This window comes from Citrobacter sp. JUb117, assembly GCF_024809055.1.
Lineage (GTDB): Bacteria > Pseudomonadota > Gammaproteobacteria > Enterobacterales > Enterobacteriaceae > Citrobacter > Citrobacter gillenii.
The window spans coordinates 56,084-79,638 of record NZ_JANUFB010000006.1 but is presented as its reverse complement, the minus strand read 5'-3'; the positions used below and the strand labels follow the sequence as shown (position 1 = coordinate 79,638).

Sequence of the window (23,555 nt, the reverse complement as noted above, 5' to 3'; positions counted from 1 at the left end):
TCATCACAAATCTGATATCAGTGTAGCCAGTGCACACCATCTTCAGGCAGGAAAAAGGCGTTGTAGCGCATTTGAAATGCATTTATCTCCTGCAGGTCTGGCTCCATTTCACGCAAAAAACCGAGCGCCAGACGCACCTGGGCGTCGGTAATTGGCGCGGCCAACCGGGCTTTTTGCAGTAAACGATGCCACTGCAGCAGATTCTGCTCACTACCGTCGACAATGACGACTTGCCAGATCAACAGCACCTGTGCGGCATTTTGCAGATGCGATTCGTCAGGTCGGTGGAGGTACTGTAAAAACGCCTCACCCTGCACTTTTCCCATCTGATCGGTCATCGATTCTACCGCCATCACATCAATACCCAGACGCTCGCTCAACCGGCGAACCGCACGCCGCGCCCCGGACGTCAGCACCCGAAAACCGACAATAAAAACAACCACCAACGTGGCCAGCATTATCCAAATCATGCGCACATCCCTTACCCGACAGGACGCCCATCATAGCGGCAAATTCATCTCTGTCGACGGCCGAACGTGTCAACGCTATTCCGGACGGCGCATAAGGCATAAAAAAGCCCGCCATAAAGGCGGGCAAAACGTTACCACTACACACTTAAGCGATGTTTAACTGCTGAATTTTTTTCTCGCGACGGATTTTACGTTCTTCGAAGACGGCCACGATAGCCATCAGGCAGATACAAGCGATAGCGGCGGTGTCCAACGCGGCGAAGGTGCCCGCCCAGCCGGTCAGGCCGAAGACTGGCGTCCCATCGGCAATCATCCCCAGACCCAGCTTAGCGAAGCTGTCACCGATCAGATACGCGAAGGTGCCTTTAATCCCATCGGCCGCGCCGATCGCTTTTTTCGGCACAAAGCCGACTGCCGCCACGCCGATCAACAGCTGCGGACCAAACACCAAGAAGCCGAGGGCAAACAGGGAAGCTAGGTAAACGTACTGGTTGCTGGCGTGCTGATAAACACCGAGCGTGGCGATAATTAATGCCAGCGCGACACAGGCTACCAGTGCGCGACGACCGTTCGCCAGATCCGACAGCCAGCCCCACAGCAGCGTGCCGACCAGCGCGCCCACTTCAAACAGGGTGAACCCCTGAATTGCCACCTCTTTAGAGAGTTTCAGCTCCTGGAAGGCATACACGGTAGACCACTGGTCGATACCGATACGCACCACGTACAGGAAGATGTTGGAGAAGCACAGCAGCCAGATCACTTTGTTTTTCAGCACGTACTCAACAAAGATCTGCCATTTGGTCATTTCGTTTTCTTCGGTCTCTTTGTCCTCTTCGCTGATCTCTTCGCCAAACAGTTCTTCTGCTTTACCGAGGCCATAAGATTCCGGAGAGTCGCTACCAAAGCGCAGGCCGATAAAGCCCACGATCAGCGCGATAATCGACGGGAAGATAAACATCCCAATGACGTGGCCGTCGAACAGCACGTTAGCACCGAACAGCGCCACGCCTGCCGCACCCGCACCGCCGAGGTTATGGGAGATGTTCCACATACCGAGGTAGGAACCACGTTTACGGCGCGGCGTCCATTTGGTGATGGTCGAATAGCTGCACGAGCCGCCGGTACTCTGGAAGAAACCGCTCAGCGCGTAGAAGGCGATCATCAGGTACAAGCTGGTTGTGCCCGGCCCCATGCTGGCGCTAAAGCCGAGCATACAGATGGCCGAGAGGATCAACATCAGCGGCAGGAACTGCTTAGTGTTTTTGCCGTCAGCGTAGTAGGAGACCAGCGTTTTACCCACGCCATAGGTGATGGAGAAGCCCAGGCCAATCATCCCCAGCTGCGTCATGCTCAGCCCGTAGGTGGTGATCATGTCGTTCTGCGCGATGTTGAAGTTTTTGCGGATCAGGTACATGGTCAGGTAGCCGATGAAAACCACCAGGTAAGACTGCATGAACGGCTTGAACCACATTTTGCGCCGCACATCGAGCGGCAAATCCAGGGTCGGCTTGCGCACCTGGTTTAGAAAGGCCAGCATAGGACACTCCCGAGCTAATTTTTATACCTGCGAATAGCAGGCATTGTAAAAATCAGTCGGCAGAGACGCCTGAGACAGCGTCCAGGCGGAACCGGGAAAATTTCTTAGTTTTGCCCCACTCAGGGCAAAAAGGTGAGGTGCATCACGCTTCGCTGACGTTGCGCGGCGCCTGAGCGTTTAAAAACGGCAGCAACAATAGTGCGGAAATACCCGCCGCAATGGCGATCACCACGAAGAACCCGGTCCAGTGCCAGACTTCCATCACCTTTGCCAGCGGCCAGCCGGAGAGCGATGCGCCGAGATAAGCGAACAGCCCAACAAACCCGGTTGCCGCGCCCGCCGCCTCTTTGTGCGAGCACTCCGCCGCCGCCATGCCGATCAACATCTGCGGGCCAAAGACAAAGAATCCGGTGGTGAAGAAGCACGCCGCCTGCATCACATAGCTGGCAAACGGCATCAGCCATAGTGAACCGACTGAGAGCAAAATCCCGGCGGCAAAAATCAGGTTCATCGGCCCCCGATTGCCGTTAAACAGTTTGTCCGATCCCCAACCCGCCACCAGCGCACCGATAAATCCGCCCAGTTCGAACATGGTGACCGCCGTATTAGCGGTGACCAAATCAACGCCCAGCGTCTCCGACATGTACAGATTGCCCCAGTCGTTGATCGCCGCACGCACCACGTACACCAGCACATAGCACAGCGACAGCAGCCAAATATACGGGTTCAGCAGCACGTATTTAGTGAGGATCTCTTTGCGGGCCAGCCCCGCCCCTTCCTGCTGTTGGGCGATTTCCAGCTCGTCGTGCCGCCAGTCGCCAACCGGCGGTAAGCCGATAGCCTGCGGGCGGTCACGCAGTCGCCAGCAGAGGAAAATGCCAACCACAATCGCCATCGTCCCGGCAATCATCATCCCGGCCCGCCAGCCGTAGTGCAGCGCCGCGGCGGCCATCACCATCGGAATTAACGCCCCACCAACGTTATGCGCGGTGTTCCACAGCGCCCACCAGCCGCCGCGCTCAGTACGCGAGTACCAGGCCGTCAACAGACGGGCGCACACCGGCGACCCCCAGCCCTGGAAGAAGGCATTCAGCGCCCACAGTACGGCGAACGCCCACTGCGAAGTGGAAAAGCCAAACAGGATGTTTACCACCCCGGTGGCAATCAGCCCGATGCCCATAAAATAGCGGGCGTTGGAGCGGTCGCTGACGATACCGGAGACAAACTTCGACAAGCCATAGGTGATGTAAAACAGCGTTGCCAGCAGGCCAATATCGTTGCGGGTGAGTACGCCGCTGGCAAGGATATCGGGCACCGCGGCGTTGAAGCTTTTACGCGTGAAATAAAACAGCGCATAGCCAAGCCAGATGGTCAGCAGGATATGACGCCGCCAGTAGCGGTAACGGGCGTCGACCTCGTGTTTATCAGTGATAAGCGGCGCATTCGCCGGGGCTTTAAAAAAATTCAGCATCAATGCTCCTTACACGTAGCGCTGAGGCAACGACACGCTGACGCGCGTGCCATGCGTGCAGGAAATCGAGAGCGATCCGCCAAGGGCCGTAATGCGCTCACGCATGCCGGTCAGGCCAAATCCTTGTTGATTCGAGCCCGGCGGCAGACCGCAGCCGTCATCTTCAATCACCAACATTAACCGCTCGTCCTGTTGCCAGGCCTGAAGCGTCACCGCGCTGGCGTTGGCGTGTTTCACAATGTTGTTCAGCCCTTCCTGACAGACGCGAAACAGCGTCACCCGCTGGCTTTCACTGAGTGCCGACTCGTCGATGTGCCAGTCGAGATGGCTGACGATGCCGCGACTTTCCAGCTCCATTTCGCGTAGCAGCGAGCGAATAGCCTGTTCCAGCGTCAGATCGTCGAGCTGGCGTGGGCGTAACCGCCCAAGCAGGCGACGCACCGAATCGTAGACGCCCAACGAAAGCTGCTCGATATGCGCCCCGCTTTGCTTCACGCCCGCATTCTCCGGGGCCAGTCGCTGGACAATGCCCGCCTGGGTGCGAATGGCGGTGATGGTCTGGCCGATATCGTCATGCAGTTCGCGCGCCACATCGCGGCGCACGCTCTCTTCGGTTTCCAGCAAGCGTTCTGCCAGCCGATGATTACGCGCCAGCTCGTTTTGCAGCGACTGGTTGAGTTCTCGCAGACGCTGAATCCCCGCACCGAGCAGCAGCCCGGTCAGGCTTTGCGCCAGCAGCGAGAGCAGTAAATCAACGGGATGATCGTGCCAGGTCTGGCTGGCAATCAGCGCGATGGCGTTCATCAGCGTGGCAATTAGCGCGCCCTGCCAGCCGTAATGCCAGGCCAGTGCGATGATCGGCAGCGCCAGGCAAAACGGTGTAAAGCGCGAAAGCTCGTCCGGCAAGCCCAACTGCAACCACAGGCTGACGCTGAACAGCAGCAGGTACCACACCAGATGTCGCCCACGCCAGTTCACCGGCTGGGAGACCACCGCCGGGCCGAGCGGTAGCCAGGTAGTGCTGGTCAGGTAGTGCCAGAACACCAGACAGATAGGGGCCAGCGTCAGTCCACCGGTCAGGGTCAGCAGCAGCGCAGTCCACGCGACTTCGCCCTGCCCCAGCCACGGCAGCGACTGTAACAGCGCCGCAGCAATCAGCGCCGCCCCCTGCAACAACAAGGCACGCCAGTCGCGCTGATGGCGATAGCGCCAGATCAACGTCACAGGCAGCAGCGTCAGCAGGCTACCGGTCATCAACAGGGGGAAGTGCGCCAGCGCCACTTCCTGCGCCAGCCAGAAAATCAGCAGCCATTCCGCGCCCAGCAGCACCGGCCAGTAGCCACGTGGACATTGCAGCATCAACCCCAGCCGCAGGCCAAACGGGAACAGCAGTACCGCCAGCTCAGGGCGTTCCACCAGATGCAAGCTAATGCTCCACAGGCAGAACCAGGCAGCGGAGAAGATAAAGAAGCAGGCGACAACGGTGATTAAGCGAGAAAAAAAGGTGTTCATTGCCAGCCGTCAAACATCCGTCGAGCCAGCTCAACGTCGTTACTGACGTTCAGTTTTTCCATCAGATTAGCGCGGTGCACATGCACCGTTTTTGGCGACAGGCCCAACTCGGCGGCAATCTCTTTCACCGCCATGCCCTGCGCCAGTTTTTCCGCCACCTGACGCTCGCGCTTGGTCAACGGATCCTGACGCCCTGCCGCCAGTTTGACGGCGATATCCGGCGTGAGATAGCAGCCGCCGGTCGCTACAGTGTGTACTGCTGCAATCAGCTCATCAGGGCTACAGCGTTTGGAGAGGAAGCCGCGCGCCCCGGCGTTTAGCGCCTGTTCCACCAGCGCCGGGCTGTCGTGCACGGAGAGCATAATCGTCGCCATCCCTTTAGGGAGCTGGCTTAACAGCTCCAGCCCGGAGATATCCGGCATCGAAATATCGCAAATGCACACCTGCACGCCGCGGCCAGGCAATCCCGCCAACGCCTCAGCGCCTGAACCAAACTCAGCCACAACCTGCAAATCGGGTTCAAGCCCCAGCAGCTGCGCAAAGCCGGAGCGGACGATAAGGTGATCGTCTATCAGTGCAATGGTTGTCATGAATGTTGTCCTGGCGTGTGGGATGCCTGATGACGCTACGCTTATCAGGCCTACGGGCAGGAGCCGTGGTAGGCCGGATAAGGCGTTTACGCCGCCCTCCGGCAAAGGCGCTTACCTTAACGATATACACTTCATCGTTCAAGCCTTGAACGGATTACTCGAAGAACACGCTTATCTTGTTAAACATCGACGGGTCGGACTGGTTGCGCGCGACTTTCACCACATCTTCCAGTTTATCAATCTGGCTGATCATCTGTTCCAGACGTTGGTCATCGTTGACCAGTAACCAGATACGGCTCTGGTCGCTGTCCTGAATCGGTAGACAGAGAATGCCTTCCACGTTAAACGCGCGACGGGCGAACAGGCCACAAACGTGAGTCATTACGCCGGGGTGGTTACGCACGGTGAGTTCAAGTATTACGTTGTCATGAGTCTGCTGTTGCATAGCTTATTCCCCCACCATCTCTGTATTTGCCGCGCCCGGCGGCACCATCGGATACACTTTTTCTTCCGCATCGATACGCACGTGGATCAGCGCCGGTCCCGGACGATCGATAATCGCCTGCAATGCCGCCTGCGGGTCGGCTTCGTGGTTTAAATCGCAGGTTTCGAGACCGAAACCGGCGGCAATCTGCATAAAGTTAATCATCCCCGGATAGGTGGCAGCAAACACGCCCTGTTTGTAGAACAGGCTTTGTTGCTGATACACCAGCCCCAGCGCTTCGTTATTCATCAGGATGATTTTAATATCCAACTGATTCTCACTGGCGGTGGCCATTTCCTGAATATTCATCATCAGGCTGCCGTCGCCGGAGAAGCACAGCACTTTTTTATCCGGGTTCGCCAGCGCCGCGCCAATTGCCGCAGGCAGGCCAAACCCCATGGTGCCAAGGCCGCCGGAAGTCAGCCACTGGCGCGGACGGTTCAGCGGGTAAGCCTGCGCCGCCCACATCTGATGCTGACCGACGTCGGTGGTGATGATCGCGCTGTCGTCCACACAGGCAGCAACCGCGTTAATCAGCCCATAATGGCTGAGCGGATTTTTTTCCTGTGGGATGGTGCACGGAAATTCTTGCTGCAGGTCGGACACCTGCTGATGCCAGGCTTCACGCGGTTGCGCTTCAATCAGCGGGATTAACTGTGCCAGCACCTCATCTACATCCGCCTGAATCGCCACATGCGCTTGTTTGATTTTACCCAGCTCCGCGCGGTCAATATCCACGTGGATGATTTTTGCATTCGGGCAGAACTGCTCAGTTTTACCGATCGCCCGGTCATCAAAACGGGCTCCCAGAACGATCAATAAATCCGCTTCTTGCAGAATAAAGTTGGTGCTGCGCGCGCCGTGCATCCCCAGCATACCTAACGACAGTGGATGCGCTTTTGGCAGCATGCCGAGCGCCATTAGGGTCATGGTGGTGGGCAACGTCGCTTTTTCTGCCAGCTCACGCACCCGCTCAGGGGCGTTAATGACTCCGCCGCCAAGATACAGCACCGGGCGTTTGGCCGCGTTAATCATCGCAGCGGCATCGCGGATGCTCTCCGTGCTAAAGGCTGGCGCGGGTGATTTTTCAGCCGGTGCAGGCAACGATTCAATCTCAAACACGGCGGTTTGGATATCTTTAGGAATGTCTATCCACACCGGGCCCGGACGGCCTGACTGCGCAATGCGGAAGGCATCGCTCATAACCTGGGGCAATTCATTGATATGGCGGACCAGATAGTTGTGCTTGGTGATGGGAATCGCAATGCCGTAGGTGTCGACTTCCTGGAATGCGTCGGTGCCAATCATCGAGGCCGGAACCTGGCCGGTAATACACACCAGCGGGATGGAATCCAGTCGCGCATCGGCAATAGCCGTCACCAGATTGGTGGCCCCCGGCCCGCTACAGGCCATACACACGGCAGGTTTGCCATCGGTTCGCGCCATGCCCTGGGCGATAAACCCCGCACCCTGTTCGTGACGCGCCAGGATATGACGGATTTGCGTACTTTGGCTTAAAGCGTCGTAGACGGGGAGAATCGAGCCGCCCGGAATACCGGTGACCACCGTAATGCCCTGGCGCTCCAGGAAATGAACGATGAATTCTGCGCCCGTAAAGCGCGTACGCTTGGATGTTATGCCCGAACTTGCCATGCTCCAGTCCTTTTATTCTGGGCCTGCGTATCCGGGTGGGTCTCTTAAACGAAAAACCCCGCCCGGTTTGCGCCGGCGGGGTTTTGGAATCGTGTGTTCCGGACCCTACGGCGCATTGCCGACGACCACCACCACACGCACGACGACCACTGCGCGAGATGGCGCAGTTTTTAGTAGGGTCGCTGTCAGCATGGAAGGGTTCATTAGGGGCCTTGTCTGTTTGTTGGTTAACAGGATTTATACAAACACAGGTTTTTCAGCGTGACAATGGAAAAATTTTCATCTGCGTAAAAATGCGTCAACGATCACGTTTCATTGTATGTTGTGCAAAAACAAAAAACCCCGCCGGAGCGAGGTTTTCATCAGCGTTGTGCGGTTGGTTTCCGCTGGACACACTGTGTTATGTCAACGCAAAAAGTATACGCGTTCTACGAAGAACACGCAATTTCGGCACGAATTTTGACGTTTTTTAGTATGATTCAGTCATAGCATTACGTCCATAAAATACTGTTCATTTATACAGTATTTATCTATAATGTCACCGTACGCAATGTGTTATGCGGGGGCCGCAGAGTAAACCGGCGCAAAAAAGTCCTGGCTGAAACGGGTGGTGCCGTCAGCGCCTTAACCCCCGTGTGAGCACACTGTGTTATGTCAACAAAGGTGCTGGCAACAGGCAGCGGCGAGGTACGCCAGCACCGTGCTCCTTGTACCAAAAGGAGAGCGTATGAGCCTCGTGGATATCACCATTCTTATCCTGAAACTCATTGTTGCTGCACTGCAACTGCTTGATGCTGTTCTGAAGTACATTAAATAACTCAGATTCAAGTCGCACTAAAGGGGAGTGGGTAACCACTCCCCTTTCACCGTTACCCAGGTGCGCGTAGCTCGACAATATGTTACGTTTTTATGACGCTATCAGGGACGAATACCGCTATGACGCTTTCTGTTTTCTGCATTTTGCTGTTCGCCGCACTGCTCCATGCCAGCTGGAATGCTATCGTAAAAGCAGGAAACGACAAGTTGTACTCCGCCATTAGCGTCAGCGGATCGGCTGCAGTCATGGCCTTGATTTTACTGCCTTTTGCACCTCATCCCTCAGCAGCTAGTCTGCCGTACTTAGCGGTCTCAACCGCGTTACAGGTGGTGTATACCGTGCTGGTCGCCAAGACCTATCAGGTCTCGGACATGAGCCAGACTTATCCCTTAATGCGCGGTACTGCCCCGCTGCTGGTCGCGATCATCAGCGTTCTGTTTCTCGGCGATAGTCTGTCAATGCTCGCCTGGGTGGGTATCGCCACCATCTGTATGGCAATCCTCGGCATGGCGTTTAACGGGCGCAGCAGCTCACAGCAGGGAATTGTTTTGGCGTTAATTAACGCCTGCTTTATTGCTGGCTATACGCTGGTGGATGGCACCGGGGTACGACTCTCAGAGACCGCGTTGGGCTATACGCTGTGGACCTTCTTTCTCAACGGATCTTGTCTGCTCACCTGGGCGATGATCGCCCGACGCCGGGAGGCATCACGCTATCTGGCGCAGCAATGGAAGAAAGGCATTTTGGGCGGTATCGGCACCATGGGATCTTACGGTCTGGCACTGTGGGCAATGACACAGGCCCCGCTGGCAGTGGTCGCCGCGTTACGGGAAACGTCAATCCTGTTTGGTGCCCTGCTCGCCTGGCTGCTGCTTAAAGAAAAAGTCGCCGGTATACGCATTTTTGCTGCTGCCGGGATTGCCGCCGGGGCGATTTTGCTCCGTTTGTCGTGATCGCGCCTTCTCCATCCTCCAGAATGGTCGGATGCATTCCGGCAACATTTATTGCCGCTATTTGTTTACATTTCCTGCCGCTTCCCTTCCCGCCTTTGTAGTGATCAATATGGCCTTCTTTTTTTAATGTGGTAGATTCCACGCGCATTTAGCGGAATGTTCAGCACCTTATTCTTCTTTTTTCTCTTTTTTAAAAGTAATCAGCGAAATGAAAAGGCATAGAAGCGTCAATTTGTTGTTGATGTTGGTACTCCTGGTGGCGGTAGGCCAGATGGCTCAAACCATTTATATCCCCGCCATTGCCGATATGGCGCGTGAACTCAACGTTCGCGAAGGAGCGGTGCAAAGTGTAATGGCGGCTTACCTGCTGACCTACGGCTTGTCGCAGCTGGTTTACGGTCCCCTTTCCGACCGGGTAGGGCGCCGTCCGGTGATCCTCACCGGAATGTCTATTTTTATGCTGGCTACGCTGGTCGCCATTACTACCCATAGCCTGACGGTATTGATTATCGCCAGCGCCATTCAGGGAATGGGAACGGGAGTCGGCGGCGTAATGGCACGAACCTTACCGCGCGATCTGTATGAAGGCACCCAGCTACGTCATGCTAACAGTTTGTTAAACATGGGTATTCTTGTCAGCCCGCTGTTAGCGCCGCTGATTGGCGGCGTGCTGGACACGATGTGGAACTGGCGTGCCTGCTATATTTTCCTGTTGATTCTGTGCGCAGGCGTAACGTTTAGCATGGCGCGCTGGATGCCGGAAACGCGTCCTGCAGGTGCGCCGCGCCCACGGCTTATGGCCAGCTACAAAACCCTGTTTGGCAACGGCGCATTCACCTGTTACGTACTGATGCTCATCGGCGGACTGGCGGGCGTTGCCGTCTTCGAAGCCTGCTCCGGGGTATTGCTGGGCGCAGGATTAGGCTTGAGCAGCATGGCGGTCAGTATTCTGTTTATTCTGCCGATCCCGGCGGCGTTTTTCGGTGCGTGGTTCGCCGGTCGCCCGAACAAGCGCTTCTCAACGCTGATGTGGCAGTCGGTTATCTGCTGCCTGGTGGCTGGTTTGATGATGTGGATCCCAGGCCTGCTTGACGTGATGAACGTCTGGACGTTACTGATCCCCGCCGCGCTGTTCTTCTTTGGTGCCGGGATGCTGTTCCCACTCGCCACCAGCGGCGCGATGGAACCCTTCCCGTTCCTGGCTGGTACCGCCGGGGCACTGGTAGGTGGTTTACAAAATATTGGTTCCGGCGTGCTGGCGTGGCTTTCCGCGATGATGCCTCAGACCGGACAAGCTAGCCTGGGTCTGCTGATGACCCTTATGGGTGTGCTGATTCTGGTGTGCTGGTTGCCGCTGGCGTCACGCGTGTCTCATCAGGAGCAGGCGGTTTAAGCGTGTGATGGCCCGGTTTCTCGCCGGGCTTTTCACATTCAGGCGCAATCATCGTATTCAGCAACGGTTCCAGCGCCGGACGCCAGGCCCCTTCCTCGCCATCATAAAACTGCGTATCTGCATTGATAGCATAGGGAATTTTTGCTTTCTTCAGCTCACAGGCCATAAAGCGGGCAAACGCCATCTGCGAGGCCGAAGGCACATTTTTGATCGTCTCTCCCGGCGCCCATCCCCCGACCCAACTGACATGACCGGTCTTCTGCTGCCAGTGAAAAGCGCTGTTAATGCGGGCGCGAATCGCCGTCTTTTCTGCCGCTGTACCCGACGTCCACGGATACTTACCGTTGTTTTTTAGCGGCCCCCACGGGAAGACATGCCACTCGGCCAGCACGGTGTTCTGACTTTGCGGCGGTAGCTTCAGACTCGACAATTCTTCCGGCGCGGCGCGCAGACGGGGTGCGACAAAAATCATACGCTGGGGATCGATAGCGTGAATCATACGAATCGTTTTGTCATACACCCGATTGAGCGACGCCTGATTGTGATTGAGCTTATCAGCAGGTTCGTAGATCAGGTCAAAACCCAGTAACGGCGACCCTTGACCAAAGTAATGCGCGACGGCCACCCACCAGTTAATCACCTCTTTTTCATTGCTGATGCTGGGGTCTTTTTTATACTCGTCCGCCTGATAAGCAATAATTGGGATCACGCCATAGTGTTCGCAGGCTTCCACCAGTTTTCGCAGATGAATAAGCCGGGCCTCAGTGGGTTCTCCGGCCACGCGAATACGCACATGGGCGAGCCCCTTCGCCTGGAAATCTCTTACCACCAGCGGGTCAAACTCGCGGATGCCCCGTTCGGTGCGCGCCCAATCCACGTCCATCCCCACACCCAGTTGTTGGGCGTAGTGTGCTGCCGTCAGCGGAGGTTGTGCCGCATAGACAGTGGCGCTGGCGAGCAGCAACAGAGAAGCAAGCGGCTTTAACACGGTGATCCTCAGGTAAATCATCAGGTGTGATTCACGTATTTAGCATGATTTCTGACGCCGGGTGTAGAGAGAAAGCGTAAAAATATTCGAGGCTCACCTCGATTATTTTACCTGCTCCTGCAGCCAGCCAATAAACGCCTCGATTTTCGGCCACTGCCGGCCAGGTAGCGTAGTGATGTAATAATGCTGATGGCATTTCAGCGCCATATCACCAAAGGGAGCGACCAGTTCTCCACTATCGAGGCGTTTTTGTACTAACCGCTTGCGCCCCATCGCCACACCGATGTGGTTCATGGCGGCAATCACCGCTAAATCGGAACGATCGAAGCCAATGCCCGATGATGTCGGCAAATTCACTGCAAAATGCTGCGCCCAGCTGTGCCACTCATCGGTCCCTGAATCATTACTCCACGCCTGCCTGTCATGCAGCAACGTGCAGTGCGACAGGTTCACCCGCGCGTCGGTAAGATCATGGCGGCGGGCATAATCCGGGCTGCACACCGGCAAGATCGCTTCGTCCATCAGGAAATGATGCGTGAGCTGCGCAGACGGCGCATCATCAAAATAGATGGCCAGGTCAATACCGGCACGCTGCATATTGACGTTGTCATTCCCGGTCAGCATGGTCAGTGAAATCGACGGATAGCGACGGGTAAAGTCGCCGAGCGCGGGAACCAGCCAGCACTGGGCGATGGAGGGCCGCGAGTAGACGGTAAGCGTCCCGGACAGCTCCTGGTTTTTGATATCGAGAATTTCCTGATTAAGCGTATCCAGAGAAGATTTCAGCGCCCAGAACACCCGCTTGCCTTCGTGCGTGAGTTCGACTTTGCGATGTGAACGGACAAACAGCTGGATGCCCAGTTCCTCTTCCAGTTGATTAATACGGTGACTGACGGCGCTGGGACTTAACGACAGTTCGTCTGCTGCCAGCGCAAACGACTGATGCCTGGCCGCCACTTCAAAGGTATAAAGCTTTGACAGTTGCCAGCCATTGAGCAGCCGATTTCTGACCTCGCGTACGGGATCCATACTCACCTCTTTCATCCTGAATCTTTCCCCGAAGTGTAAAAAAAACCGCTGTAAAAATCAGCGCAAAGATGAACCAGAGTGAACCATATCGCATTATTAGGCCATTATTAGAGGTAAATCACCCATTTGATTCAATCTATCTCATGTGAAAGAGGATTTTTATCGTTTGTCAGCGAGTGCCTTATTTTTGTCCAATAGACCCAGGCTATAAAGTCAGGTTAATCACAGGGCAAGGTGAGATATGCACTCTCAAATCTGGGTTGTGAGCACGTTGTTGATAAGCATCGTGTTGATCGTTTTGACCATCGTGAAGTTCAAATTCCACCCGTTTCTGGCGCTGCTGTTAGCCAGCTTCTTTGTGGGAACGATGATGGGTATGGGTCCACTGGATATGGTTAATGCCATTGAGAGTGGTATCGGCGGTACGCTGGGCTTCCTCGCCGCGGTTATCGGTCTGGGGACTATTCTCGGAAAAATGATGGAAGTGTCCGGCGCGGCAGAACGCATCGGCCTGACGCTACAGCGCTGCCGCTGGCTTTCCGCTGACGTCATTATGGTGCTGGTCGGTCTGATTTGCGGGATCACGCTGTTTGTTGAAGTCGGCGTGGTGCTGTTGATTCCGCTGGCGTTTTCTATCGCCAAAAAAACCAATACCTCGCTGCTGAAGCTGGCGATCCCGTTGTGTACAGCACTGATGGCGGTGCACTGCGTCGTCCCACCACATCCGGCGGCCCTGTTCGTGGCGAACAAGTTGGGTGCCGATATTGGTACAGTGATCGTTTACGGTTTACTGGTGGGTCTGATGGCGTCGCTGATCGGCGGGCCGCTGTACCTGAAATTCCTCGGCAATCGTCTGCCGTTTAAACCGGTACCGGCTGAGTTTTCCGACCTGAAGGTACGCGACGAAAACACGCTGCCGTCGCTGGGTGCCACGCTGTTTACCGTGCTGCTGCCGATTGGCCTGATGCTGATGAAAACCGTCGCTGAACTGAATATGGCGAAAGGCAGCGCGGTGTATACGCTGCTGGAGTTTATCGGCAACCCGATCACCGCCATGTTTATCGCCGTGTTTGTGGCCTATTACATTCTCGGTCTGCGCCAGCATATCGGCATGGGCGCACTGTTGACCCATACTGAAAATGGCTTTGGATCCATTGCCAACATCCTGCTGATTATCGGTGCGGGCGGCGCGTTCAACGCCATTCTGAAGAGCAGCGGACTGGCGGATACGCTGGCGCTGATTCTTTCAAACATGCATATGCACCCGATTCTGCTGGCCTGGCTGGTGGCGCTGATCCTGCACGCTGCGGTGGGTTCTGCCACGGTGGCGATGATGGGCGCAACGGCGATTGTGGCACCCATGCTGCCGCTCTATCCCAACGTCAGCCCGGAGATCATTGCCATTGCCATCGGTTCCGGCGCGATTGGCTGCACAATCGTCACCGATTCCCTCTTCTGGCTGGTGAAGCAGTACTGCGGCGCTACCCTGAATGAGACATTTAAATACTATACGACCGCGACATTTATCGCGTCGGTGATTGCACTCGCGTGCACATTCCTGCTTTCCTTTATCATCTAAGCGCAAAGAGACGTCCTATGGAAAACATGCAAAAACTCATCGCCCAGTATCCGTTAGTGGAGGATCTGGTCGCACTGAAAGAAACGACCTGGTTTAACCCGGGCACCACCTCTCTTGCGGAAGGTTTACCCTATGTTGGCCTGACGGAAGACGACGTTCAGGATGCTCACGCCCGTCTGGCGCGCTTTGCGCCGTACCTGGCAAAAGCTTTCCCGGAAACCGCGGCCACCGGCGGTATTATCGAATCTGAGCTGGCCGCCATTCCCGCCATGAAGAAACGGCTGGAAAAAGAGTTTGGCCAGAATATCAGTGGCGAAATTCTGTTGAAGAAGGACAGCCACCTGCCGATTTCCGGCTCGATTAAAGCCCGTGGCGGTATTTATGAAGTACTGACTCACGCCGAAAAACTGGCGCTGGAAGCCGGTCTGCTGACCACCGATGATGATTACAGCGTGCTGCTTTCACCTGAGTTCAAGCAGTTCTTCAGCCAGTACAGCATCGCGGTAGGCTCGACCGGTAACCTCGGGATGTCGATCGGCATCATGAGCGCCTGCATTGGCTTTAAGGTGACGGTGCATATGTCTGCTGACGCCCGCGCCTGGAAAAAAGCCAAACTGCGCAGCCACGGCGTGACGGTAGTGGAGTATGAAGAAGATTACGGCGTGGCGGTTGAACAGGGCCGCAAGGCGGCGGAGTCTGACCCGAACTGCTTCTTTATCGACGACGAAAATTCCCGCACGCTGTTCTTAGGCTATGCGGTTGCCGGGCAGCGTTTGAAGGCGCAGTTCACGCAGCAGGGCCGCGTGGTAGATGCCGACCATCCGTTGTTTGTTTATCTGCCATGCGGCGTCGGCGGCGGCCCTGGCGGCGTGGCATTTGGCCTGAAGTTGGCGTTCGGCGATAACGTACACTGCTTCTTTGCAGAGCCGACCCATTCACCGTGCATGCTGCTCGGGGTTTACACCGGGCTGCACGATGACATCTCTGTACAGGAGATTGGCATTGATAATCTGACCGCAGCCGATGGCCTGGCGGTGGGTCGGGCTTCTGGTTTTGTGGGGCGTGCGATGGAGCGTCTACTCGACGGCTTGTACACCCTTGATGACCAGACCATGTACGACATGCTGGGCTGGCTGGCGCAGGAGGAAGGGATTCGCCTTGAGCCGTCGGCACTGGCGGGGATGGCCGGTCCGCAGCGCGTTTGCGCGTCAACTGACTATCAACAAATGCACGGTTTCAGTGCTGAGCAACTTAATAACGCCACGCACCTGGTGTGGGCCACCGGCGGTGGCATGGTGCCGGAAGCCGAAATGGCACAGTACCTGGCGAAAGGGCGCTAAACGCCGTTGACCTTAACGCAGCATCGCCATCAGTTCCATCGGTGAGCGATGCTGCTTCAGCAGGTCGCGCATAACGCGCATATGCGGAGCCGTGTGGTCAAAGAAAGCTTGATAGCCTGCACACAGTCCACCCTTGCCGCTATCATCACAAAATGCAGGGCAATCGCCACGATAGAATTGCAACAGGGAACATGACTGACAGCGCGCGCTCATCTGTGAAATCGTCTGTCGATTAGTTTGTCCCGTTCGACCACACCACCGATTCAACGTTTCATCAAAAAGCGGAATAGATATTCGCGTAATATCCTCACGAACCCAGATATCAAATACCGTATTTAAAAAATGTCCCCAGTCTTCCGCTGTAACTGAACCCGCAGTCAGACACCCTTTTTCATCGCGTTCAACTAAGGGAATAAACTGCACCGAACGAACGCCTGATTTTTGTATATTGCGATATAAATCAATAGGTTGATTGCATTTCAGCCGATCTACCACCACCTTAATCATTCCCTCACTAACATCCATGTGCTCACACTCCGTCATACAAAATTCCCGAGATATACGATAAGTTGGCGAACGTGTGTTACAGCAAACAGTATTGCGAGAGATAACACCGCGAGGGAGATCATAAATTTGTCACGCACCGCGCGAGATTCAGAAAAATCACTATGCGTGACGTCCATCAGGTTACGGCTCCGGGTATAGCGCCAAAGAATTATCGCCACAATTGCCAGTACCCCAATTGACACCCAAAACAGAAAGCCGGCCTGATGCCAGTTATGTTTCAGCGCCAGCACTATTAACGCGCCATAACCCAGCAGGGTGCGAAACCAGGCCAGCGAGGTACGTTCAGGTTGCAGCCCCGGATCGGCGATACGTCGCGATTTACGGCTATCCGGCATACAGCACCAGGCCCATCACAATGACCGCAACAATCATCAAAATCAGACTGATTATCAACAGGCTATGCGTGTATGGCAGGTCCTCTTTCAGGCGCATGGCCTTTTCATTCCGCAACCAGCGCAGGTAGCCATAAATCGCCAGACCGCCGGCAAACAGGCACAGCAGTAGCGCCAGCAGTTCGCGAATGACCGGCGTGGCGAAATCCGGTGCCAGTTGATCAAGACCCACACCAGCGGCCAGAAACCCCAGCGCAGTGCGGATCCACGCCAAAAACGTACGCTCATTTGCCAGCGAGAAGCGGTAATCCGGCGCTTCTCCGAGGCGGGAAATCTTCATTATGGCTCCTTTTAACTATCGCGGTTCAGCCGTTTTTCCTGCCCACTTTCAGAATTTCAAACGCCAGATTGCTGATATTCTTCACGCTATCCAGCACCGGGAGGTCAAATGGACATCATATCGCAAAACAAATGTAGCTCATTAGGAATGCTTTTCGGCGCCATTGCCTTGATTTTTGGTATTTTTCATTTCTCTTTCGGTCCATTTTACGCCCCACAGGCTCGACTTGAGAACGTGGTGGCAGAGAAGGTTTCAGCCGTCAAAAAAGGTATTATTGCTGGGCTGAAGGGTGAGAAGCCGCTTGTTACTGACAAAGAAGAAACCATCAATATTGATAAGGTGCTGAATAACAGTAGTATCGCTCTTGCCGTCATTGCTCTGGTTTGTGCTTTTATCGGTGGCATGCGCAGAGAAAATCGTTGGGGTATCTATGGCGCCATTATCTTCGGCGGAGGAACACTAGTCTTTCATACCTTGCTCTTTGGCGTCGCGCTGATATTCACCATCATTCTGATTATAATGATATTTTCATTTCTCAGCGGCGGTTCGCCGATTTAATCGTTTTATCAAAATACAGTCACATTATTTGGCTAGAAATGATGCAATCAGAGTATCGCTGGAGGGTAATGCCGAATTGCGTCTTATCCGACCTACAGACCAGGCAGGCCGGATAAGTCAGTGTTAACCCATCCCCCAGAAGATCACCGCCAGCAGTTGGGGGGTGATAATGCGCAGGAACATCACCAGTGGGTAGACAGTGGCATAGGAAAGCGCCGCCGCACCGCTGGTAGCGTGCAGGTTGTTGGCAAAAGCCAATGCCGGTGGGTCAGTCATCGAACCGGCCAGCATTCCGCACAGCGTGAGGTAGTTCATTTTGGTGAGCAGCCGCGCCAGCAAACCAACGGTGATCAGCGGAACGGCGGTAATGAAAATACCGTAACCCACCCAGCTTAAGCCATCGCCCTGGGTTAATGTATCGACAAAATCACCACCTGATTTCAGGCCAACCACCGCGAGAAAGAGCACAATCCCCAGTTCGCGCAACGCCAGGTTAGCGCTCGGCGGCATAAACCAGTACAGCTTGCCGATGCTGCCAATACGCCCAAGTATCAGCGCCATAATCAGCGGCCCACCAGCCAGGCCCAGCTTTAACGCCACCGGGAAGCCAGGAATAAACAGCGGAATAGAACCCAGTAAAACCCCAAGTCCGATACCGATAAACACTGGCAGCATCTGTACCTGCTGCAGTTTTTGCTGCGCGTTGCCGACAACATTAGCGACGGCATCGATGGACGAGGGCCGCCCCACCAAATTGAGGATATCACCAAACTGCAGGCTGGCGTCGCTGCTGGCGACCAGCTCAACACCTGCGCGGTTCAGGCGCGAGATAACAACGTCATAGCGTTCTTTGAAATGCAGATCGCGGATCCGTTTACCCAGCACCTGTTCGTTGGTCACCACCACACGCTCGACGCGCAAATCCGTGCCTCGCGTCGACAGCGAGGTATCAACTTCCTGACCGATCACTACCAGCGCGTTGTGCAGGTCATCGGGCTGCCCGACCAGGTGGAGCAGGTCACCCATCTGGATAATGGTTCCCGGCGACGGCACCATCAATGTCTCATCCCGCTTCAGACGCGAGCAGATAATTTTATCGCTGTTCAGAATGGGGACGTCCTGAATCGCCATATTATTCAGGTTCGGGTTTTCAACGCGGATGTTCATGGTCTGAATCAGCGCCTGACCGTTGGTCCGCGTTGATTCGTGCTGCTGTGCTTCTGCCTCGACGTTAACGCGGAAGATAAGGCGCATTAACCACATCGTGAGCAAGATACCGCAAATACCAAAAGGATAAGCCATGGCGTAGCTCATCCCCATCTGGTCCACGACATCCATGGGCGTACCCAGATCGCGCAGGATTTGCTGTCCAGCACCCAGCGCCGGAGTATTAGTGACGGCACCGGAGAATATGCCCAGCACCACGGGAAGAGGTATAGCAAAAATTTTATGCAGGAGAGCGGTAACCAGGCCCCCCATAATGACAATCAGCACGGCGAACAAATTCAGGCGCAGGCCCGAAACACGCAGCGAAGCAAAGAATCCCGGACCCACCTGGATACCGATGGTGTACACGAAGAGTATCAGACCGAATTCCTGAATAAAATGCAGCATGTCGCCGCTCAGGGTCATCCCTGCCTGATCGACAAAATGTCCGACGATAATACCGCCAAACAGCACGCCTCCGATGCCAAAACCCACACCCCGGACTTTAATGTTGCCGATCCATAACCCGACAACCGCCACCAATGCCAGAACGCTGACCGTCAATGCTATATCACTCATTCTTCTGTTCCCTGTGAATAACATTATTAAGTAGATGGATTCTGGCAGAGTACAGTCGCAATGTATGGGTGGTAAAGCACAAAAAAGCCCCGTCATTTCTGGCGGGGCAAAGGCAAGGAGCTAATTAGCTATTTAATGCGGGACGTTCGCTGATGGTGATCCGCTGCGGTGGGACCGTTTCAGGTTCGTTGCGAATTAAATCGATGTGCAGCAAACCATTGGTGAAGCTCGCGCCGGAGACTTCCATATTTTCAGCCAGGGTAAAGCTCAGGCTGAAGGATTGTGTCACCAGCCCCTGATGCAGCCACTTGGTCTCTTTTTCCGGCTGCTCAGGCGTACCTTTCACGGTCAGACGCGTACCTTCCAGCTGAATATCCAGATCTTCCTGACGGAAACCGGCTAACGCAAGCGTAATGCGATAGTGGTTATCGTCGCTCTTTTCGATGTTATAGGGTGGGAAGCTCTGGCTTTCGCCGGTGTTTTGCAGTGCATTGGCCAGTTTGTCAAAACCGATCCATTGACGCAGCAGCGGGGATAAATCGTAGTTACGCATATTCATTTCTCCTTCTAAGAAGCGAGTAAATACCTTTCAGCTCCCTGACGGCAAGCTGATTGCTTAGCAGGGCCGCCTGACGCGGCCCACTGAATTAGTTGATTTCGATACGGCGCGGTTTGTTCGCTTCCGGAATCACGCGCTCAAGCTCGATATACAGCAGACCATTCACCAGGTTTGCGCCACGAACATGAATGTTCTCCGCCAACTGGAACTTGCGTTCAAAGTTGCGCTCGGCAATACCCTGATACAGGTAAGTACGTTCTTTTTGCTCGTCTGCATGAGCGCCTTTCACCACCAGCAAATTGTCCTGGGCGGTAATTTCCAGCTCGCTTTCAGCAAAGCCCGCAACGGCAATCGCAATACGGTAATGGTTTTCGTCTACCAGCTCGACGTTATACGGAGGGTAGCCGCCATTACTCTGGCTCTGATTGCTTTCCAGCAGGTTAAACAGACGATCAAAACCAATTGCAGAACGGTATAACGGGGATAAGTCAAAGTTACGCATAATCAATAGCTCCTGAAATCAGCGAGAATGTTAGACCTTCCATCATGGACAGGTCAGGTAGCCAGAACACCCATCAGGCGTGCCCTTCATTTGCCTACATCCTAAAAATGGGTCTTGATACAAACTTTTCAAGCGTATTCATCCGACTTTTTTTGCAGTTTGTTGTCTATTGCATACACTGGGGGAACAGTTGTTATCGTTAGAGTGCGATAGCCACCACAGTGCGACAGAATGGTGATGTTATTTTTCGCAACGGATCGCTATAACTCACCATGCAAACACCGATGTTTAACAGATGAAAAAATGATGATTAGAAAAATGTTGTTAACACTGATGATGTGCAGCGGAATGGTTGTTGTGAGCGGGTGCTCCAGCGTCATGTCGCACACCGGTGGCAAAGAGGGAACGTATCCTGGTACGCGTGCCAGCGCCACGATGATTAGCGAGAGCGATACCAACTGGGGAACCAAGTCACTGGCGATTCTTGATATGCCATTTACCGCCGTGCTGGATACGCTACTGCTCCCGTGGGATTTCTTCCGTACCGATAGCTCGGTAAGATCGCGCGTAGAAAGAAGCGAGGAGAGCACGCAAGCCATTAACGACGTGATCCCCCCGGCAACAATGCCAGCCCCTTAAGTTAACGCCCGGTTTCTGTCACCCATAGCTGGCGGAAACCCTCGACGTTCTCCATCCACGCAACCTGCTGCCCATCAGGCGAGAAAACGATCGCATCAGCAGACGGTGGGGCTTCGTGACCTTTCGTTAAAAAATCAATCTCTCCCGTCTGTGCATCACAGCAGGCAATTCTATTTTCCAGCACGAATCCCAACCATTGCCCCGACGGATGCCAGTTAAAGGCGGACTGAATATCACTCGAACTGTGAGTTAACTGGCGCGGTGCACCGCCCTGAGGTGAAATCAACCAGAGCTGCACCACGCCATGATCATCACGCATCAAAAACGCAATCTCTGATGCCAGGGGATGACTGCGCACCCAGTGACGCGGCTGATTCACCAGCCCAGGGAAAGCGCGGTCGTGAGTAAACGTCAGGCGGCGCTGAACCACGCCAGCCGGCGGGGCTGGCATTGTTGATTCGCTGCCTTCAAGCGGTGCATCGCCCGATTGCTTCCAGCCACTTTCATCCTGCGGTAAATCGACAATAAACAGTTCAGGTACTTTCTCACCATTGACTGACAACGTATCACCGATAAACGCCAGCGCGTGGTTCCCCACCCAGCCCTCTTCATAGGCACGGTTAATCTGATCGCTACCCGGCTGTGGCGCAGGCGTAGTCTGGCTTACCAGTACGCACCAGTGACTTCCGCTGTACTCGCGCGGATGCTGAACGGAAACCGTCACCGGACCGTGCGGCGAAGCCACGCCAACGTTACGTAAATCCAGCGCCGGGGAACGCTCACGCAACACATGGTCGTTATAGGTGAAGCTGACAAACTCGCCGTTCGGGCTAAAAACATGTACATGGCTGCCGCCGCGCAGTGCGCCAGGGGTATACGGGACAGTAATATCCATCGCGTCCAGATTCGTCACATCACCCTGCCCGGCAATGACTCCGCGACGGTGATGAAAGTCGTAATGCCATGTTTCATCAGGATTTTCAGGTCCGTGAATGAACACGTATTTTTCAGACTTCGGATGAACGGTCACCACGCCAACGTGTGCCTGCTGCGTCGCGCGATAAATTACTTCCACCTCGCCAGTGTGAATATTGACGCGTTCAATGGTCTCGCCGGTAAACGATGCGCCGGAGGGTCGCACATCAAAAACCAGCCACTGGCTGTCCGGGGTCCAGGTATTGATATTGGTCAGTTGGTGATGACGCGGCGTAAAGGTGACTTGCTTCATGGGATACCCTGATACGAGACAATTTCAGCAATCATACTTCACAAGGACTTCACTTTCAGGCTTTAGCGTATGCTCATCTCACTTACTATGGGCAGAAAGATGGAACATTTTGACGTGGCGATTATCGGTTTAGGCCCGGCAGGTGCGGCGCTGGCGCGGCAGTTGAGCGGAAAAATGCGCGTGATTGCTCTGGATAAAAAGCGCCAGTGCGGGACTGAAGGGTTCACCAAACCCTGCGGAGGCCTACTGGCTCCTGACGCCCAACGTTCATTTATCCGCGACGGGATCACGCTCCCCGTTGATGTTATTGCCAATCCGCAGATATTCAGCGTTAAAACGGTCGATGTGGCCGCCTCTCTGACCCGAAACTACCAGCGTAGTTATATCAATATCGATCGCCATGCTTTTGATTTATGGATGAAATCACTCATCCCTGACGATGTGCAGGTTTATCATGACAGCCTGTGTCGTAAAGTCTGGCGCGAGGGCGATAAATGGCATGTGATATTCCGTGCAGACGGCTGGGAACAGCAGATTACGGCTCGCTATCTGATCGGTGCCGACGGGGCGAATTCGCTGGTGCGCCGTCATCTCTATCCACAACACCAGATCCGCAAATATGTTGCTATCCAACAGTGGTTTACGGAACAACACCCTGTCCCATTCTACTCGTGTATTTTTGATAACGATGCTACGGACTGTTATTCCTGGAGTATCAGCAAAGACGGCTTTTTTATCTTCGGGGGTGCTTACCCAATGAAGGACGGTCAGGCACGTTTTGACATGCTGAAAACCAGGATGGAAGCGTTCCATTTCCAGTTTGGCAAACCGGTGAAAAGCGAAAAATGTACAGTCCTGTTCCCGTCACGCTGGAAGGATTTCGTCTGCGGCGAGGAGAACGCCTTTCTGATTGGTGAAGCCGCCGGATTTATTAGCGCCAGTTCACTGGAAGGTATTAGCTATGCGCTGGACAGCGCGGAAATCCTTAAATCCGTACTGTTGCAGGACGTGGTAGACAAAAATAAAGCCTATCGCAAAGCAACCCGCAAGCTGCGTATCAAGCTGTATGGAAAAATCCTCAAGAGCCGGGCGCTAACGTCCGCATTTTCCCGTAAATGGATAATGCGCAGCGGCGTGGCGCATATTCCGCAGGCCGAATACCCTGAATCAAAAACGACAACGGATGAAAAAGACGTTGGGCAAATGCGGCAAGGCATTTGCCCATAGCG

General features: G+C 54.7%; 25 protein-coding genes, 1 pseudogene and 1 other annotated feature. Of the genes and pseudogenes, 9 read left to right on the top strand and 17 right to left on the bottom strand.

Annotation, left to right across the window (positions count from 1 at the left end; translation table 11 throughout):
• Nucleotides 1–17: 17 nt before the first annotated feature.
• The 5 genes from M2374_RS14820 to uhpA form a co-directional block, all read right to left on the bottom strand.
• Nucleotides 18–470 (bottom strand): DUF1198 domain-containing protein, encoded by a 453-nt coding sequence (locus M2374_RS14820; protein WP_096759021.1) that lies wholly within the window; start codon nt 468–470, stop codon nt 18–20.
• Between the two features lie 145 nt (nt 471–615).
• Nucleotides 616–2,007, bottom strand: coding sequence for a hexose-6-phosphate:phosphate antiporter (gene uhpT / locus M2374_RS14815; RefSeq protein WP_096759020.1), 1,392 nt, complete (start codon nt 2,005–2,007; stop codon nt 616–618).
• A gap of 142 nt (nt 2,008–2,149) precedes the next feature.
• Complete coding sequence (locus M2374_RS14810; RefSeq protein WP_181688621.1) at nt 2,150–3,478, bottom strand: MFS transporter; 1,329 nt, start codon at nt 3,476–3,478, stop codon at nt 2,150–2,152.
• Nucleotides 3,479–3,487: 9 nt separating this feature from the next.
• Nucleotides 3,488–4,990: a signal transduction histidine-protein kinase/phosphatase UhpB gene (uhpB, locus tag M2374_RS14805; protein ID WP_137362530.1), complete on the bottom strand. Its 1,503-nt coding sequence runs from the start codon at nt 4,988–4,990 to the stop codon at nt 3,488–3,490.
• A complete protein-coding gene (gene uhpA, locus M2374_RS14800) occupies nt 4,987–5,580 on the bottom strand; it encodes a transcriptional regulator UhpA (protein WP_096759017.1) in 594 nt (197 codons plus the stop codon). Before uhpA ends, uhpB begins: the two co-directional genes overlap by 4 nt.
• A 22-nt stretch (nt 5,581–5,602) precedes the next feature.
• Between uhpA and M2374_RS22370 the strand changes: the two are divergent.
• Nucleotides 5,603–5,686: pseudogene (locus M2374_RS22370) on the top strand (hypothetical protein); the annotation flags it as partial.
• Nucleotides 5,687–5,734: 48 nt separating this feature from the next.
• Here M2374_RS22370 and ilvN read toward each other — a convergent pair.
• The 3 genes from ilvN to ivbL form a co-directional block, all read right to left on the bottom strand.
• Nucleotides 5,735–6,025 (bottom strand): acetolactate synthase small subunit, encoded by a 291-nt coding sequence (gene ilvN, locus M2374_RS14795; protein ID WP_115257126.1) that lies wholly within the window; start codon nt 6,023–6,025, stop codon nt 5,735–5,737.
• A gap of 3 nt (nt 6,026–6,028) precedes the next feature.
• Nucleotides 6,029–7,717 (bottom strand): acetolactate synthase large subunit, encoded by a 1,689-nt coding sequence (gene ilvB / locus M2374_RS14790; protein WP_153880496.1) that lies wholly within the window; start codon nt 7,715–7,717, stop codon nt 6,029–6,031.
• A gap of 105 nt (nt 7,718–7,822) precedes the next feature.
• The gene (gene ivbL, locus M2374_RS14785) at nt 7,823–7,921 is read right to left on the bottom strand and encodes an ilvB operon leader peptide IvbL (RefSeq protein ID WP_096759014.1); all 99 of its coding nucleotides are present in this window, start codon (nt 7,919–7,921) and stop codon (nt 7,823–7,825) included.
• A gap of 523 nt (nt 7,922–8,444) precedes the next feature.
• Here ivbL and tisB point away from each other — a divergent pair.
• From tisB to emrD, 3 genes are all read left to right on the top strand, one after another.
• Nucleotides 8,445–8,534, top strand: a complete 90-nt coding sequence (gene tisB / locus M2374_RS14780; RefSeq protein ID WP_115257124.1) for a type I toxin-antitoxin system toxin TisB — start codon at nt 8,445–8,447, stop codon at nt 8,532–8,534.
• Between the two features lie 92 nt (nt 8,535–8,626).
• On the top strand, nt 8,627–9,487 hold the full coding sequence (locus M2374_RS14775) for a DMT family transporter (RefSeq protein WP_181688620.1): 861 nt from the start codon (nt 8,627–8,629) through the stop codon (nt 9,485–9,487).
• Nucleotides 9,488–9,695: 208 nt separating this feature from the next.
• Nucleotides 9,696–10,880: a multidrug efflux MFS transporter EmrD gene (gene emrD, locus M2374_RS14770; protein ID WP_181688619.1), complete on the top strand. Its 1,185-nt coding sequence runs from the start codon at nt 9,696–9,698 to the stop codon at nt 10,878–10,880.
• Here the strand turns inward: emrD and M2374_RS14765 are convergent.
• Entirely contained in the window at nt 10,807–11,889 is a 1,083-nt protein-coding gene (locus tag M2374_RS14765; RefSeq protein ID WP_181688618.1) for a cellulase family glycosylhydrolase, read from the bottom strand. The genes emrD and M2374_RS14765 overlap by 74 nt on opposite strands.
• An 81-nt stretch (nt 11,890–11,970) precedes the next feature.
• Nucleotides 11,971–12,897, bottom strand: a complete 927-nt coding sequence (gene dsdC / locus M2374_RS14760) for a DNA-binding transcriptional regulator DsdC (RefSeq protein WP_096759010.1) — start codon at nt 12,895–12,897, stop codon at nt 11,971–11,973.
• A 241-nt stretch (nt 12,898–13,138) separates the two neighbouring features.
• Here dsdC and dsdX point away from each other — a divergent pair, with 241 nt between their 5' ends.
• Both dsdX and dsdA read left to right on the top strand, forming a co-directional pair.
• Nucleotides 13,139–14,476 (top strand): D-serine transporter DsdX, encoded by a 1,338-nt coding sequence (gene dsdX, locus M2374_RS14755; protein ID WP_096759009.1) that lies wholly within the window; start codon nt 13,139–13,141, stop codon nt 14,474–14,476.
• A gap of 17 nt (nt 14,477–14,493) precedes the next feature.
• Complete coding sequence (gene dsdA / locus M2374_RS14750) at nt 14,494–15,816, top strand: D-serine ammonia-lyase (RefSeq protein WP_135911183.1); 1,323 nt, start codon at nt 14,494–14,496, stop codon at nt 15,814–15,816.
• A 12-nt stretch (nt 15,817–15,828) separates the two neighbouring features.
• Here the strand turns inward: dsdA and M2374_RS14745 are convergent, their stop codons facing one another.
• The 3 genes from M2374_RS14745 to M2374_RS14735 are packed head-to-tail and all read right to left on the bottom strand — an operon-like array spanning nt 15,829 to nt 17,055.
• Nucleotides 15,829–16,359 carry a radical SAM protein gene (locus M2374_RS14745; protein ID WP_135911182.1) on the bottom strand — a complete coding sequence of 177 codons (531 nt, stop codon included), beginning with the start codon at nt 16,357–16,359 and terminating at the stop codon, nt 15,829–15,831.
• Nucleotides 16,356–16,718: a DUF202 domain-containing protein gene (locus M2374_RS14740; protein ID WP_181688617.1), complete on the bottom strand. Its 363-nt coding sequence runs from the start codon at nt 16,716–16,718 to the stop codon at nt 16,356–16,358. The genes M2374_RS14745 and M2374_RS14740 overlap by 4 nt, the downstream gene beginning before the upstream one ends.
• Nucleotides 16,708–17,055 (bottom strand): YidH family protein, encoded by a 348-nt coding sequence (locus tag M2374_RS14735; protein WP_096759005.1) that lies wholly within the window; start codon nt 17,053–17,055, stop codon nt 16,708–16,710. The genes M2374_RS14740 and M2374_RS14735 overlap by 11 nt, the downstream gene beginning before the upstream one ends.
• 108 nt (nt 17,056–17,163) lie before the next feature.
• Here M2374_RS14735 and M2374_RS14730 point away from each other — a divergent pair, with 108 nt between their 5' ends.
• Nucleotides 17,164–17,613: a hypothetical protein gene (locus M2374_RS14730; protein ID WP_135911181.1), complete on the top strand. Its 450-nt coding sequence runs from the start codon at nt 17,164–17,166 to the stop codon at nt 17,611–17,613.
• 123 nt (nt 17,614–17,736) lie between these two features.
• Here M2374_RS14730 and M2374_RS14725 read toward each other — a convergent pair whose 3' ends face one another.
• From M2374_RS14725 to ibpA, 3 genes are all read right to left on the bottom strand, one after another.
• Nucleotides 17,737–19,398: a putative transporter gene (locus tag M2374_RS14725; RefSeq protein WP_135911180.1), complete on the bottom strand. Its 1,662-nt coding sequence runs from the start codon at nt 19,396–19,398 to the stop codon at nt 17,737–17,739.
• 124 nt (nt 19,399–19,522) lie between these two features.
• Nucleotides 19,523–19,951 (bottom strand): small heat shock chaperone IbpB, encoded by a 429-nt coding sequence (gene ibpB, locus M2374_RS14720; RefSeq protein ID WP_096759003.1) that lies wholly within the window; start codon nt 19,949–19,951, stop codon nt 19,523–19,525.
• 94 nt (nt 19,952–20,045) lie between these two features.
• Nucleotides 20,046–20,459, bottom strand: a complete 414-nt coding sequence (ibpA, locus tag M2374_RS14715) for a small heat shock chaperone IbpA (protein ID WP_045448945.1) — start codon at nt 20,457–20,459, stop codon at nt 20,046–20,048.
• Nucleotides 20,453–20,525 (bottom strand) — a sequence feature (ROSE (Repression Of Heat Shock gene Expression) occurs in the 5'-region of heat shock genes and acts as an RNA thermometer to modulate expression.). Its footprint overlaps the gene before it by 7 nt.
• A 240-nt stretch (nt 20,526–20,765) precedes the next feature.
• On the opposite strand from ibpA, the gene M2374_RS14710 reads away from it, so the two are divergent.
• Nucleotides 20,766–21,098, top strand: a complete 333-nt coding sequence (locus M2374_RS14710) for a YceK/YidQ family lipoprotein (protein WP_096759493.1) — start codon at nt 20,766–20,768, stop codon at nt 21,096–21,098.
• A 1-nt stretch (nt 21,099) separates the two neighbouring features.
• Here M2374_RS14710 and M2374_RS14705 read toward each other — a convergent pair whose 3' ends face one another.
• Nucleotides 21,100–22,326 carry a DUF3748 domain-containing protein gene (locus tag M2374_RS14705; RefSeq protein WP_181688616.1) on the bottom strand — a complete coding sequence of 409 codons (1,227 nt, stop codon included), beginning with the start codon at nt 22,324–22,326 and terminating at the stop codon, nt 21,100–21,102.
• A gap of 99 nt (nt 22,327–22,425) precedes the next feature.
• Between M2374_RS14705 and cbrA the strand changes: the two genes are divergently transcribed.
• Complete coding sequence (gene cbrA, locus M2374_RS14700; RefSeq protein ID WP_115257114.1) at nt 22,426–23,553, top strand: colicin M resistance lipid reductase CbrA; 1,128 nt, start codon at nt 22,426–22,428, stop codon at nt 23,551–23,553.
• Nucleotides 23,554–23,555 lie beyond the last annotated feature (2 nt).

Bases quoted from the DNA above. Each gene is read 5' to 3' on its own strand.
- M2374_RS14820 (WP_096759021.1), bottom strand. From the start codon at position 470: ATGATTTGGATAATGCTGGCCACGTTGGTGGTTGTTTTTATTGTCGGT.
- uhpT (WP_096759020.1), bottom strand. From the start codon at position 2,007: ATGCTGGCCTTTCTAAACCAGGTGCGCAAGCCGACCCTGGATTTGCCG.
- M2374_RS14810 (WP_181688621.1), bottom strand. From the start codon at position 3,478: ATGCTGAATTTTTTTAAAGCCCCGGCGAATGCGCCGCTTATCACTGAT.
- uhpB (WP_137362530.1), bottom strand. From the start codon at position 4,990: ATGAACACCTTTTTTTCTCGCTTAATCACCGTTGTCGCCTGCTTCTTT.
- uhpA (WP_096759017.1), bottom strand. From the start codon at position 5,580: ATGACAACCATTGCACTGATAGACGATCACCTTATCGTCCGCTCCGGC.
- ilvN (WP_115257126.1), bottom strand. From the start codon at position 6,025: ATGCAACAGCAGACTCATGACAACGTAATACTTGAACTCACCGTGCGT.
- ilvB (WP_153880496.1), bottom strand. From the start codon at position 7,717: ATGGCAAGTTCGGGCATAACATCCAAGCGTACGCGCTTTACGGGCGCA.
- ivbL (WP_096759014.1), bottom strand. From the start codon at position 7,921: ATGAACCCTTCCATGCTGACAGCGACCCTACTAAAAACTGCGCCATCT.
- tisB (WP_115257124.1), top strand. From the start codon at position 8,445: ATGAGCCTCGTGGATATCACCATTCTTATCCTGAAACTCATTGTTGCT.
- M2374_RS14775 (WP_181688620.1), top strand. From the start codon at position 8,627: ATGACGCTATCAGGGACGAATACCGCTATGACGCTTTCTGTTTTCTGC.
- emrD (WP_181688619.1), top strand. From the start codon at position 9,696: ATGAAAAGGCATAGAAGCGTCAATTTGTTGTTGATGTTGGTACTCCTG.
- M2374_RS14765 (WP_181688618.1), bottom strand. From the start codon at position 11,889: ATGATTTACCTGAGGATCACCGTGTTAAAGCCGCTTGCTTCTCTGTTG.
- dsdC (WP_096759010.1), bottom strand. From the start codon at position 12,897: ATGGATCCCGTACGCGAGGTCAGAAATCGGCTGCTCAATGGCTGGCAA.
- dsdX (WP_096759009.1), top strand. From the start codon at position 13,139: ATGCACTCTCAAATCTGGGTTGTGAGCACGTTGTTGATAAGCATCGTG.
- dsdA (WP_135911183.1), top strand. From the start codon at position 14,494: ATGGAAAACATGCAAAAACTCATCGCCCAGTATCCGTTAGTGGAGGAT.
- M2374_RS14745 (WP_135911182.1), bottom strand. From the start codon at position 16,359: ATGACGGAGTGTGAGCACATGGATGTTAGTGAGGGAATGATTAAGGTG.
- M2374_RS14740 (WP_181688617.1), bottom strand. From the start codon at position 16,718: ATGCCGGATAGCCGTAAATCGCGACGTATCGCCGATCCGGGGCTGCAA.
- M2374_RS14735 (WP_096759005.1), bottom strand. From the start codon at position 17,055: ATGAAGATTTCCCGCCTCGGAGAAGCGCCGGATTACCGCTTCTCGCTG.
- M2374_RS14730 (WP_135911181.1), top strand. From the start codon at position 17,164: ATGGACATCATATCGCAAAACAAATGTAGCTCATTAGGAATGCTTTTC.
- M2374_RS14725 (WP_135911180.1), bottom strand. From the start codon at position 19,398: ATGAGTGATATAGCATTGACGGTCAGCGTTCTGGCATTGGTGGCGGTT.
- ibpB (WP_096759003.1), bottom strand. From the start codon at position 19,951: ATGCGTAACTACGATTTATCCCCGCTGCTGCGTCAATGGATCGGTTTT.
- ibpA (WP_045448945.1), bottom strand. From the start codon at position 20,459: ATGCGTAACTTTGACTTATCCCCGTTATACCGTTCTGCAATTGGTTTT.
- M2374_RS14710 (WP_096759493.1), top strand. From the start codon at position 20,766: ATGATTAGAAAAATGTTGTTAACACTGATGATGTGCAGCGGAATGGTT.
- M2374_RS14705 (WP_181688616.1), bottom strand. From the start codon at position 22,326: ATGAAGCAAGTCACCTTTACGCCGCGTCATCACCAACTGACCAATATC.
- cbrA (WP_115257114.1), top strand. From the start codon at position 22,426: ATGGAACATTTTGACGTGGCGATTATCGGTTTAGGCCCGGCAGGTGCG.